15 protein-coding genes are annotated in these 11,505 nt (G+C 59.3%); 4 read left to right on the top strand and 11 right to left on the bottom strand.

The genetic code is table 11. The annotated features are described in order from the left end of the window. Positions 1-79: 79 nt before the first annotated feature. The 6 genes from EJA71_RS11925 to EJA71_RS11900 all read right to left on the bottom strand — a co-directional run bounded on the left by EJA71_RS11925 (position 80) and on the right by EJA71_RS11900 (position 4,197). The gene (locus tag EJA71_RS11925) at positions 80-583 is read right to left on the bottom strand and encodes a DUF4142 domain-containing protein (RefSeq protein ID WP_158957033.1); all 504 of its coding nucleotides are present in this window, start codon (positions 581-583) and stop codon (positions 80-82) included. 76 nt (positions 584-659) lie between these two features. Further along, on the bottom strand, positions 660-815 hold the full coding sequence (locus tag EJA71_RS11920; RefSeq protein WP_007911485.1) for a KGG domain-containing protein: 156 nt from the start codon (positions 813-815) through the stop codon (positions 660-662). Between the two features lie 116 nt (positions 816-931). Further along, positions 932-2,281 carry a bifunctional diguanylate cyclase/phosphodiesterase gene (locus EJA71_RS11915; protein WP_158957031.1) on the bottom strand — a complete coding sequence of 450 codons (1,350 nt, stop codon included), beginning with the start codon at positions 2,279-2,281 and terminating at the stop codon, positions 932-934. Between the two features lie 79 nt (positions 2,282-2,360). Continuing rightward, positions 2,361-2,999: a LysE family translocator gene (locus tag EJA71_RS11910; protein WP_158957029.1), complete on the bottom strand. Its 639-nt coding sequence runs from the start codon at positions 2,997-2,999 to the stop codon at positions 2,361-2,363. Between the two features lie 60 nt (positions 3,000-3,059). Beyond that, complete coding sequence (gene fos, locus EJA71_RS11905) at positions 3,060-3,476, bottom strand: fosfomycin resistance glutathione transferase (protein WP_158957027.1); 417 nt, start codon at positions 3,474-3,476, stop codon at positions 3,060-3,062. 4 nt (positions 3,477-3,480) lie between these two features. Further along, complete coding sequence (locus EJA71_RS11900) at positions 3,481-4,197, bottom strand: hypothetical protein (RefSeq protein ID WP_158957025.1); 717 nt, start codon at positions 4,195-4,197, stop codon at positions 3,481-3,483. Between the two features lie 236 nt (positions 4,198-4,433). On the opposite strand from EJA71_RS11900, the gene EJA71_RS11895 reads away from it, so the two are divergent. Then, positions 4,434-4,706 carry a hypothetical protein gene (locus EJA71_RS11895; RefSeq protein WP_158957023.1) on the top strand — a complete coding sequence of 91 codons (273 nt, stop codon included), beginning with the start codon at positions 4,434-4,436 and terminating at the stop codon, positions 4,704-4,706. Here EJA71_RS11895 and EJA71_RS11890 read toward each other — a convergent pair. Further along, the gene (locus tag EJA71_RS11890) at positions 4,703-5,614 is read right to left on the bottom strand and encodes a LysR substrate-binding domain-containing protein (protein ID WP_178113684.1); all 912 of its coding nucleotides are present in this window, start codon (positions 5,612-5,614) and stop codon (positions 4,703-4,705) included. The genes EJA71_RS11895 and EJA71_RS11890 overlap by 4 nt on opposite strands. Before the next feature lie 77 nt (positions 5,615-5,691). Between EJA71_RS11890 and EJA71_RS11885 the strand changes: the two genes are divergently transcribed. After that, entirely contained in the window at positions 5,692-6,180 is a 489-nt protein-coding gene (locus EJA71_RS11885; protein WP_158957019.1) for a DMT family transporter, read from the top strand. Positions 6,181-6,322: 142 nt separating this feature from the next. Here the strand turns inward: EJA71_RS11885 and yiaY are convergent, their stop codons facing one another. Beyond that, a complete protein-coding gene (gene yiaY, locus EJA71_RS11880; RefSeq protein ID WP_158957017.1) occupies positions 6,323-7,471 on the bottom strand; it encodes an L-threonine dehydrogenase in 1,149 nt (382 codons plus the stop codon). Positions 7,472-7,625: 154 nt separating this feature from the next. On the opposite strand from yiaY, the gene EJA71_RS11875 reads away from it, so the two are divergent. Beyond that, entirely contained in the window at positions 7,626-8,645 is a 1,020-nt protein-coding gene (locus EJA71_RS11875) for a DUF4917 family protein (protein ID WP_158957015.1), read from the top strand. A gap of 178 nt (positions 8,646-8,823) precedes the next feature. Here the strand turns inward: EJA71_RS11875 and EJA71_RS11870 are convergent, their stop codons facing one another. The 3 genes from EJA71_RS11870 to EJA71_RS11860 all read right to left on the bottom strand — a co-directional run bounded on the left by EJA71_RS11870 (position 8,824) and on the right by EJA71_RS11860 (position 10,261). After that, on the bottom strand, positions 8,824-9,168 hold the full coding sequence (locus tag EJA71_RS11870; protein WP_158957013.1) for a YegP family protein: 345 nt from the start codon (positions 9,166-9,168) through the stop codon (positions 8,824-8,826). A gap of 192 nt (positions 9,169-9,360) precedes the next feature. After that, positions 9,361-9,666, bottom strand: a complete 306-nt coding sequence (locus tag EJA71_RS11865) for a ribbon-helix-helix domain-containing protein (RefSeq protein ID WP_007916314.1) — start codon at positions 9,664-9,666, stop codon at positions 9,361-9,363. A 13-nt stretch (positions 9,667-9,679) separates the two neighbouring features. Continuing rightward, positions 9,680-10,261, bottom strand: a complete 582-nt coding sequence (locus tag EJA71_RS11860) for a DJ-1/PfpI family protein (protein WP_122608806.1) — start codon at positions 10,259-10,261, stop codon at positions 9,680-9,682. Positions 10,262-10,553: 292 nt separating this feature from the next. Here EJA71_RS11860 and EJA71_RS11855 point away from each other — a divergent pair, with 292 nt between their 5' ends. Beyond that, a complete protein-coding gene (locus EJA71_RS11855; protein WP_158957011.1) occupies positions 10,554-11,444 on the top strand; it encodes a DMT family transporter in 891 nt (296 codons plus the stop codon). The last annotated feature ends 61 nt before the right edge of the window (positions 11,445-11,505 follow it).

Genomic DNA, 11,505 nt, shown 5'->3' with positions numbered 1-11,505 from the left:
ATCAAAAGATCGCAGCCTTCGGCAGCGCCTACAACGTTTGGTGTAGGAGCTGCCGAAGGCTGCGATCTTTTACTGTTGATTAACGGCTAGCCTGAAGCGCGCGAGCCCTCTCCAGATGACTTTGCAGCTTCGGCAGCGTCTCATCGGCGAAAGCCTTGATCTCTGGCACGTCGGTGGTCTGCGCTTCCTGCTGAATCTGCTCGATGGCTTCTTCAGTGGCTTTGACCTGACTCGCCGCGTACGCCTGATCAAAAGAGGCGCCCTCGGTCACTTGCGGCATCAATTCTTTTGCCTTGCCGGCCAGTTCTTCACGGGGCGCGACGGGCAGATCGAGCTTTTTGGCGATTTTCGCCAGATGCTGGTTGGCCGTGGTGCGGTCGTTGATGACGACAATGGTGTAGTCCTTGACCTCTTTGGATTCGGCCTTGCTGTGGGCCAGACGACTGGCTTCGATGTCGGCCATGCCTTTGGCGGAGGCATCGTTGATGAAATCGGCGGGCGACTGGGCGAACGCGCTACTGGCGCACAGGCCCAACAGGGATGCAAAACTGATGTTGCGTATACGGGTGGCCATCCGGCTCATGGTCGCGCCCTCCTTACTTGCGAAATTCAAGCGGGAGCTTACGCCCCCGCCTCTCAATCAAAACAACCTTCACCGACTACTTCGATTTCTGAGCGGGCTTGCGGCCCATGTCAGGTTTTGGCTCTTTGTCGACAGTCGTTGTGGTGGTTTTCCCACCTTTGCGACCAGCTTCAGAGGCCTTCGTTCGATCGTTGGCGAAGTTTCCCGAGTTCGAGTTTCTTGAATTAGGCATGATTCTCTACCTCTTGGTAATGATCGTGGCGAGCAGGTGCCCGCCTAGATTGAGAATTTTCTGGCCGGCAAAGGTTTAGAAAAGTTGCGGACTGCGCGACGAACGGCGGCGCCGAATCAACGATCAAGCACGAGTTGGTTCAAGCGTTTGGCCGCATACATCGCCTGATCGGCATGGCGAAACAGTTGCTGTTCCTCACTGCCGTGCTCTGGGTAGCGAGCCACGCCGATGCTCGGTTCGATCTGCAGATTGTGGCCATCCAGACGCATGGGTTGCAGCAGCACCTGTCGGATTTTTTCCGCCACGCTGTCGGCATCTTCTGCGGCGTGCACGCTGTGCAACAGCACGACGAATTCATCGCCACCGATCCGTGCGACGGTGTCGGTTTCGCGGACACAACCCTTGAGGCGATTGGCCACGGTTTGCAACAACATATCGCCCACCGGATGGCCGAAGGTGTCATTGACCTGTTTGAAGCGGTCCAGATCGACATACAGCAACGCCATGTACCCGGCCTGCTCGCGAGCGCCGGCCAAAGCGGCTTTCATGCGCTCGCGCAGCAGTTCGCGATTGGGCAATTGGGTCAGTTGATCGTATTGCGCCATCCGCCGCAGCCGCGCATGCAGTTGCTGACGCTCGATGGCCGTGGCGACTTGGGCGCAGACGTATTGCAGCAGTTCCTTGTCCTGTTCCGTATAGCGCTCGCCGCCGGGCAGGCTTTTGACGATCAGCGCGCCGATGGTGCCGTTCTTCGAATTCAGCGGCACACCCAGCCAGCACGGTGAGTTTTGTCCGGCGACCAGCGCAGCAAAATCTGGCGAGGAATCCGGACTGTCCGGTGTCAGAAGAATCGGCTGGCCGCTTCGGATAACTTCCGCACAGAGGCGCCCGGTGACGGTGCCCGGTTGTTCGGGCTGCGATTCGTGATCGTCGACGTGATAGGGAAAATTCAGCTGTGCGCAATGTTCGTCATACAGCGCCACGGAGAAATTCAGCGCCGGCAACCACTCGCCAATGATCAGGTGAATACGTTTGAACAGCGCCAGCAGATCCTCGGCGACATGGGCCGCTTCAGAGATCGCATACAGCGCAGCCTGCCGCGATTCAGCCTGCTTGCGTTCAGTGATGTCGCGCGCCACGGCGATGCGCAGCTGATCGACTTCCGACCAGCGCGCCGACCATAGAATGTGCGCGACGCTGCCGTCCTTGCGCACATAGCGGTTTTCGAAATTGTGTTTGGGCTCGCCGCCCATGATTTCGCCGGCGGCCGCGAGGGTGCGCTGACGATCCGCCGGGTGCACCAGCTCGATCATCGGCCGACCGATCAACTCTTCAGGCGTATAGCCGAAAATCCGCTCGCAGGCGGCGCTGACAAAAACGAAGCGACCCTGCTTGTCGACCGCGCAAACGGCGTCCAGCAACAGGTCGATGTAACTCGCCAACGGCGCGGAATTTCGGCTTTCCATGGTTCAGCGTGGGTGTCCGGGTAATGCAGCACTGATCGACCATCCGTGACATCTTGATTGCGCATCCCTGCACGCACACTCAAGCCTTGTTGGGCATCAATCCCGGCAGCGCATGCGCCAGTGCATTGATGGCGAAACCGATAAACATCACGCCGCACAGCCGGGTGATCAGCAGCTCATGCCGTTGATACATCGTGCGCACCCGCTGCGCGCCGACCACGCCGATGAGAATAGCGTAGGCCAGCAATCCGCCAAGGAAACTCAGGGCAATCAGCATCGGCAACATCGACCAGTTGAGCAGCTCGGCACGGCTCGACAGCAGCGCGGTAAACGTTGCAACGGCCACCGGGTAGGCCTTGGGATTGGTCAAACCGAACAGAATGCCGTGCCAGAACGGCTTACGCGCCGCACCCTGCGGTTCGTCGCCGCTGCGCCGCTTGGCCCGCACCGCACGCCAGCCAAGCCAGAACAGGTACAGGCCGCTGAGCACGCCGAGTACATCAAACGCGGTGCTGCCGATTTCCCGTGCGCCGACAATCGCGATCAACGCTGTGCTGCACCAGACCACGTCGCCGAGCAGATGCCCGCAGAGAAACCCGGCTCCGGCCCGCCGCCCGTGAGCCGCGCCAATGCCGAACACCGCCAGCACACCCGGCCCTGGCGTAATGCCGTAGATGAAACCTGAGGCCAGCACGGCCATTAGCAACGATGGAGTCATGGAAAACCTGTCAGCGCCAGAACACGTGGCGGTCAGTCTATATCAGCGGATTGCGCCTGATCACGGCTCGTCGTAAAAACGCATGCCGGCGTACGGTTTTTGCCGACACGCTGCCAGCCGGGAAGCCAGATCGCCGACATGCACTTCGAGTTTGTGGCCGTCGGGATCGAGGAAGTAGAACGACGCGCCTTCGCTGCGGTTGTCGCGCCATTCCCGCACGTTCGCCGCTTTTAACTTTGCTACGAACGTGGAGAAATCGGCTGCATTGAGGCTGAAAGCGTAATGCGTGTAATCGGTGCACGCTTCGGCTTTTCGCAGCGGATCCAGCGACAGGCACAACCACAAACCAGGCAACGACAAATAGGCACCGGCATCCCACGTCGCCTCGACGCGCAACTGCAGCACATCGCGGTAGAACGCCAGGCTGCGTTGCAAATCGCTGACCGCGAGGGTCAGGTGATTAAGGCCGGTGAGCATCGGGTCAGTAACCTCTGAGGTCTTCGGGGACGACGTATTGCTGACCATCGTAGATCAGGGTCACTTGTTTCTGCTTCAGATACGCGGTTTTGGAAAGACACTCTTTGCCCGACTGGGTGTTGGTCACTTTCGTGCCGTTGGTGGTGATGAGCAGATCGGCCAAGCCATGATGACTGGTCGCGCTTATTTCGACAGTCCGGCGGATTTTCTTCACATAGCCTTCGCAGTCGTTGGTGAATTCACCGTTGCTTTTGGCGACGACCAATCCCTCCAGCACCGGACGCAATTCCGCGCCTTCGCGGACATACAGCGCCAGGTCGGTTTTTTCGTAGGGATTGGCGCGAGAACTGTGGGCGAACTTTGAGCGCAGACCAAACGCCCGGACGTCCGGCGTCAGCCGGTAGCGAGCCGTATCAATGCGCACATCCTCCAGACGCACGGCATCGGAGTTGTAGGCGCCCGGCTTGCGGTAAGTGGCGATGGGCCTGGCGTCGCTGGCATTGAGGATCGCCAGATCCAGATCGAACGCTCCGGCATCGTCCCCGCCGGCATCGGCCAGGAAGGTGGACTTGACCGAAATCGCCTGACTCGGGAACGCCGGCCAGACATTGCAGCGCGACATGGATTTGCCGTCAAAACCCTGGGTGGTGCAGGCGGCTTGGGCTTGGCTGGTGAGGGCCAGCAAACCAAGGGAAATCAGGAGTCTGGTTGCAGTGAGCATGGTTCTTCCTTGATAAATGTCGTGTTGTGCAGGCCGGTTACAGGCCTTTGAAGCCGTGCGGTAAAACATAAGACTTTCCGTCATAACGCAATGTCGTCAAAACAGAGCCGCGCACTATCCCCTGCTCTATCGGCCGTTTCAACAAAGGCAATAGCTAACGCGTTGCATAGTCCGACTGGTCACGCCTGGCATAACGCTGTAGCGTCAAAATCCAAAAAGACAGCAGAGGGAGAAAAATGCCGATTATTTCTTTACAGCTTCCAGATGAAATTGCTCACTCTCTCGCCTCCCTTGCCAACGCGACAGGCCGCAACGAGTCATGCTTGGTGATAGCCGCATTAAGCGAATACCTCACTCGCGAAGTTTGGATAGCTGAGCAAATCCGACAAGCATTGAACGAGGCTGACACTGAAGATTTCGCTTCAGATGACGAGATTCGGAAGATTGCCGAAAAATGGAATGCCCACACACCTGAGCAAGCTACCCCCTTGAGCATCAAGCCAACCTAAGCTCGCTCTATCCCCTCCTCAATCCTCCGATTCAACCAATTCAACGCCTGATCCCCACCCCGCCGCTTATGCCACGCCAGTACAAACGTGAACGGCGGTATTTCGAACGGCGGCGGCACCACGATCAAATCCTGCTGATCAATCTCGCGCACGCTGCGCGAAGACACCGTCAGAATCAGATCCGTGCCACTGATGAACTGTGGCGCAACGTTCCAGTGCGGCAGGCTGATCGCCACGCGGCGGCGTTCGCGCAGTGACGTCAGTGCCCGTTCGATTTCGGGTGTGCCGCTGCCGCGCATTTCCAGCAATACGTGAGGCCGCGACAGGTAGGTTGGCAAATCCAGTACACCGTTGGCCGGCAGCGTCTGGCGATCCAGCAGGCAGACGTAGCGCTCTTCGAATAGCACCGAGCTGCGCAGTTCGTTGGGCATTTCCGGGAAGACGCCGGCGGCGACGTCGATATCGCCATTGAGCACGCCTTCGAGCATGCCTTCGCGACTGGCGTGGCTGATTTGCAGGTCGATCCCCGGTGCTTCCCGGCGCAAGGTGCGGATCAACCCCGGCAGAATGATCGCCGCACCGTAATCCGACATCGCCACACGAAAGGTCCGACGCGCACTGGCCGGATCGAAGGTGTTTGGCGCCAGCAGCGATTGCACCTGAGCCAACGCTTCGGCCAGCGGCGCGACCAGTTCCAGCGCCCGCGCCGTCGGCACCAGTGTCGCGCCGGCGCGCACCAGCAGCGGATCGCCGAGCAGATCGCGCAACCGCGCCAGCGCATGGCTGACCGCCGGTTGACTGAGATGCAGACGCTCGGCGGCGCGGGTGACGTGTTGCTCGCTGAGCAAGGCGTCGAGGATCACCAACAGGTTGAGGTCGATACGGCGCAGATCATTCATCTGGTGCATGTTCTGGATGAGAAAACGGAATTTAAATCTGCGCGACGAATACTCTAGAGTCCAGCAAAACCTGTTGGAGTTAGAACATGAGTACCTTGCATTGGACCGGCCTGTTGATATTGGCCGCGATTGCTGGCGCGGTGGTGCCGTTCCAGAGCGCGATCAACAGCAATCTGGCGCGTGGTTTGGGGCATCCGTTGTGGGCGACCCTGGCGTCGTTGCTGGTGAGCGTGTTGGTGTTGTTGCCGGTGATTCTGGCGTTGCGTTTACCGCTGCCCTCGCTGGCGTTTATCAGCAAGGCGCCGTTGTGGATGTGGGCGGGTGGCGCGTTTGGCGTGTGTTTTGTGGCGCTGGCGGTGGTGTTGCTGCCCAGGCTCGGGGCTTCGGGATTCGTGGCGCTGGCGTTGGCCGGGCAGGTGATTGCTTCGATGGTGCTGGATCACTTTGGGTTGTTTGGGTTGGTGGAGAAACAGCTGACGGTGTCGCGGGTGTTGGGTGCGGTGTTATTGATTGGCGGGGTGGTGTTGATTCAGTTTGGTGGGGTGTTTGAGAGGAATCTCGTAACCGCTGGATAAGCCTGCTAATGATTCAGCGTCTGGAAGTCCGTCTTCGCGAGCAAGCTCGCTCCCACATTTTGATCGTATTTCAGATGAAGAAATGCGATCCCCTGTGGGAGCGAGCAGGCTGGCGAAAGCGTCATTGCAGACACCGAAAATCTCAAAACGCGTTGCGGAAAATCTCCTCAATCTGCCGCTGATCTGCCGCGCGTGGGTTGGTCAGGCCGCAAGCGTCTTTCAGGGCATTAGTCGCCAGAATCGGAATGTCCGACAGCTTGGCGCCCAGCTCACGCAGGCCGCCGGGAATCTCGACATCGCTGGCCAGGCAACGGATTGCGCTGATCGCCGCTTGCGCGCCCTCTTCCAGGCTGAAACCACGGATGTCAGCGCCCATCGCGTGAGCCACATCGGTCAGACGTTCGGCACACACCAGCGCATTGAAAGTCTGCACATGGGGCAACAGCACGGCATTGCACACGCCGTGGGGCAAATCATAGAAACCGCCTAACTGATGCGCCATCGCATGCACATAACCGAGGGAGGCATTGTTGAAGGCCATGCCGGCGAGGAACTGCGCGTACGCCATGTTCTCCCGTGCGGCGAGGTCGCTGCCGTCGCGCACGGCCAGACGCAGGTTGTTGCTGATCAGGGTCATAGCCTTGAGCGCGCAGGCGTCGGTAATCGGGTTGGCCGCCGTCGACACATAGGCTTCGATGGCGTGAGTCAGTGCGTCCATACCGGTGGCAGCGGTCAGGCCTTTGGGCATGCCGACCATCAGTTCCGGGTCGTTGACCGACAGCAGCGGCGTGACGTTACGGTCGACGATGGCCATTTTCACGTGGCGCGATTCGTCGGTGATGATGCAGAAGCGGGTCATCTCGCTGGCGGTGCCGGCGGTGGTGTTGATGGCAATCAGCGGCAGTTGCGGTTTGCTCGACTGATCAACGCCTTCGTAGTCGCCAATTTGCCCGCCATTGGTCGCACACAGAGCAATGCCTTTGGCGCAGTCGTGGGGCGAGCCGCCGCCGAGGGACACGACAAAATCGCAGTGGGTTTCCTTGAGCAAGCCCAGCCCGGACTCGACGTTGGCGATGCTCGGGTTGGGTTTGGCGCCGTCGAAGATCACCGAGTCGATGTCCTGCATCGCCAGTTTCTCAGCAATCATCGTGGCCACGCCCGCCTTGGCCAGTCCGGCGTCGGTGACGATCAGCGCCTTGCGAAAACCGTAGTTGCGGATCGCGACCATGGCTTCGTCGAGGCAGCCATTGCCCATGATGTTGACCGCCGGAATAAAAAAGGTGCTGCTCATCGTGCGTCTCCTGACTGGGGCCAAATCGACGGCTGCGATCCGGCGGACAGGCACAGCATCGACCGATCGGTCACGGACGATGTTGATCTGGCTCAATGCCCGCTCGTGATAAAGTCGCCGCCCATCAGCCCCTTTGTTTTGAGACACCTGCGCAATGACCGATTTTCTGGATGTCGACGCCACCCTCGAAGACTGGAACACCCTGCGCGCCGCGACCGAGTTCAACGGTCTGCTGGTGGGCAATGGCGCCAGCCGCGCCGTGTGGGACGACTTCGGCTACGACTCGCTGTTCGAAAACGCCCGCACCGTCGAAGAAAAACCGCTGAGCCCGTCGGAACTGGCGGTGTTCGACGCCATGCAGACACGCAGCTTCGAACAGGTGCTCGGGGCACTGAAAACCACCAGTCGGGTCAACAAGGCGCTGGCCGTCAGCTCCGCGGCGCCGCGCAATCGCTACTACGCGATCAAGGAAGCGCTGATCAACAGTGTGCACGCGGTGCACATTCCGTGGCGACTGGTGAAAGCTTCAACTTTGGCGACGCTGAATGAAGAACTGGCGCGCTATCGCACGGTGTTCACCACCAATTACGACTTGCTCAATTACTGGGCACTGCAACACCAGAGCGACGCCATCGACGACCTGTTCAACGGCCCGAGTGCCAGTTTCGATCTGAGCGAAAGCGCCACCGACAAACCGCGTTTGCTGTACCTGCACGGTGGTCTACATCTGGTGCGCAATCAGGAGGGCACCGCGCGCAAGTTGACCTCGACCGAGGGCACGTTGCTCGCTAGCTTCGCGATCAACAATACGATCAAGACCCTGGACGACGTGCCGCTGTTCGTCACCGAAGGGCCGAGCGCGGACAAGCTCAAGACCATTCGCAGTTCGGATTATCTGTCGTTCTGTTATCAGCAATTGCTCGGGCATCGCGACAGTCTGTGCATCTTCGGTCATGCGCTGGGCGAGCAGGATGCGCACATCGTTCGCGCGCTGCGCTTGGCGAAACCGAAGACCGTGGCGATCTCGATTTATCCGCGCAGTGCGGCGTTTGTTCAACATCAGAAGCGGCATTACGTGAAGGTGTTTGAAGGGACCGGTGTTGAGTTGCGGTTTTTTGATGCGAAGAGCCATGCACTCGGCAGTCCGAAATTGTCGGTGCCTGTCGAGGTTTGATGCCGGCCTGACTGACGCTTTTGCGAGCAGGCTCACTCCGGTATTTGGAATGCATTTTACCTGTGGGAGCGAGCTTGCTCGTGAAGGCGTCAGTTCAGTCAACATCGATGTTGAACGAGTGACCGCTTTCGCGAGCAAGCTCGCTCCCACTGGGATCTTGTCGGAATTGAAAGTGAGCTCAGAGCACCGGCAACGTCTTGTCCTTGATCACTTTGCTCGGCCCATTCGTCTTGACGCTGGCAATGCCTTTGTCGCACGCGGCGGCCGACGAATACGACTCACTGCTGCCGATGATCTGGTGATTGGCAGCCTTGAGGTTGAAGTACGGGTGGCCGTCCTTGGTGGTCTTTTTCTCGTAGCGTTCATCCAGCGGACTGTTGGTCTGTACCGACGCAATACCGCCATCGGCGGCTGCGCGGGTGGTGTACAGCTCGCTGGTCAAAATGGTTTCGGCATTCGCTGCTTTCAACACAAATTTGAACTGGCCGTTACTGCTTTTACTCACTTCGTACCATCCGGACATGCTGGTTTCTCCTTGGCGATTGAGAGATTTCGCGCTTCAGAGTAAAGACCAGTCCGGGTTATCTGTCGCCTGCACTGGCCCTATCGCTGGCAAGCCAGCTCCCACAGTGGTCTGTTGTGTGCCCTATACCTGTGCCGCATCACAATAACTGTGGGAGCTGGCTTGCCAGCGAAAGGGTCAACCCGGTCTCGGCTATTTCACCACCGCCCGCACCACCGAAAGTTCCGGTGCACTTACCCGTCGCTGACTCAAATAGCGCATACAACTCACCCGCAGAAACGAGGCAAAATTCACCACCTCACCACGATAATCCATCACCTCTTCATACAGCTTGGCGATCAGTTGGTTCGTGGTCATGCCGTCGACCTCGGCGATTTCGCTGAGGATGTCCCAGAACTGATTCTCCAGGCGCAACGTCGTCACCACGCCGCAGATGCGCAGCGAACGCGAGCGCGATTCGTAGAGAATCGGGTCAGCCTTGACGTAGAGCTCGCACATCGGCGATTCCTCGTTACAGGGTGATTTTGGTGCCGAGCAAACCGAGGAAACCGGCCAGCCAGTTCGGATGCGCCGGCCACGCCGGGGCGGTAGCCAGATTGCCTTGAACGTGGCCGTCCGTCACCGGAATGTCGATGTACGTACCGCCCGCCAGTCGCACTTCCGGGGCGCAGGCCGGATAGGCGCTGCATTCACGCCCCTCAAGCACACCCGCCGCCGCCAGCAGTTGTGCGCCGTGGCAGACCGCCGCAATCGGCTTGCCGGCCTTGTCAAAGGCGCGCACCAGATCGAGAACTTTTTCGTTGAGGCGCAGGTATTCCGGCGCCCGACCGCCGGGGATCAACAGCGCGTCGTAGTCGGCTTCGCTGACTTTGGCGAAGTCGAAATTGAGGGCGAACAGGTGACCGGGTTTTTCGCTGTAAGTCTGGTCGCCTTCGAAATCATGGATCGCGGTGCGCACGGTCTGGCCGGCAGCCTTGTCCGGGCAGACCGCGTGGACGGTGTGACCGACCATCTGCAAGGCCTGGAACGGCACCATCACTTCGTAATCTTCGACGTAATCGCCGACCAGCATCAGGATCTTTTTCGCGGCCATGGGGAGGACTCCTCTGGAGAATGCTTGGGAGTATTGAAGGTAGACCTATTCGACAGTGACGGGTAACAACGGGCTACTACCGAGTTGAATTCATCGCTGGCAAGCCAGCTCCCACAGGTTCTGAAGCGATCACCGATGCTGTGTTCAACTCGGACACTGTGGGAGCTGGCTTGCCAGCGATGCGATCTCAAACTGTACGGATAAGTAAGTGCCTAGCTGTAACAGCCACAACCCCACCGTTTATGGCTTGATGAAGGTCATTCCCAGCCACCTACAATTCTGGTCTCCCCTCATGTCCTCGCGCGAAAACACCGGCATGGCCCTCGGTCTGCTCGGTGTGGTGATTTTCAGCCTTACCCTGCCCTTCACCCGCATCGTGGTGCAGGAACTGCATCCGCTGCTCAACGGGTTGGGTCGTGCGTTGTTCGCGGCGATTCCGGCGGCGGTGCTGTTGTTGTGGCGTCGCGAGAAATGGCCGACGTGGCGGCAAGTCAAAGGCCTGAGCATGGTGATCGCCGGGGTGATTCTCGGTTTCCCGGTACTGTCGGCGTGGGCCATGCAAACCTTGCCGGCGTCCCACGGCGCGCTGGTCAACGGTTTGCAGCCGCTGTGCGTGGCGCTGTATGCGGCGTGGCTGTCCCATGAACGCCCGTCGAAAGCCTTCTGGGCCTGCGCGGCATTGGGCAGTGCGTTGGTGCTCGGTTATGCGCTGTACACCGGGGCCGGCAGTATTCAGGCGGGTGATCTGTTGATGCTTGGCGCGATTGCGGTCGGTGGGCTGGGTTACGCCGAAGGTGGCCGGTTGGCCAAGGAAATGGGCGGCTGGCAGGTGATCTGCTGGGCGCTGGTGCTGTCGACACCACTGTTGATCGGACCGGTGCTGTATCTGGCGCTGCAACATCACGGCGCGGTGTCCGCCAAGACCTGGTGGGCGTTTGGTTATGTGGCGCTGTTCTCGCAGTTTCTTGGTTTCTTCGCGTGGTACGCGGGGCTGGCCATGGGCGGGATTTCCCGGGTCAGTCAGGTCCAGTTGTTGCAGATTTTCTTCACCATCGCGTTTTCGGCGTTGTTCTTTGGTGAGCATGTCGAGCCGATTACCTGGGTGTTTGCGTGCGGCGTGATTGCGACCGTCATGCTCGGGCGCAAGACCGCGGTGCAACCGGCCCGCATCGCCACCACATAACCTGAGCTGCGGCACGCTGCGATCTTTTGACTTTGTTTTTCAAGATCAAAAGATCGCCTCT

Origin of the sequence: Pseudomonas sp. PB106 (genome assembly GCF_009764645.1) — a bacterium.
Classification (GTDB): Bacteria; Pseudomonadota; Gammaproteobacteria; order Pseudomonadales; family Pseudomonadaceae; genus Aquipseudomonas.
Note: the sequence above shows the minus strand (reverse complement) of the source record. Positions and strands in the feature narration are given on the sequence as shown.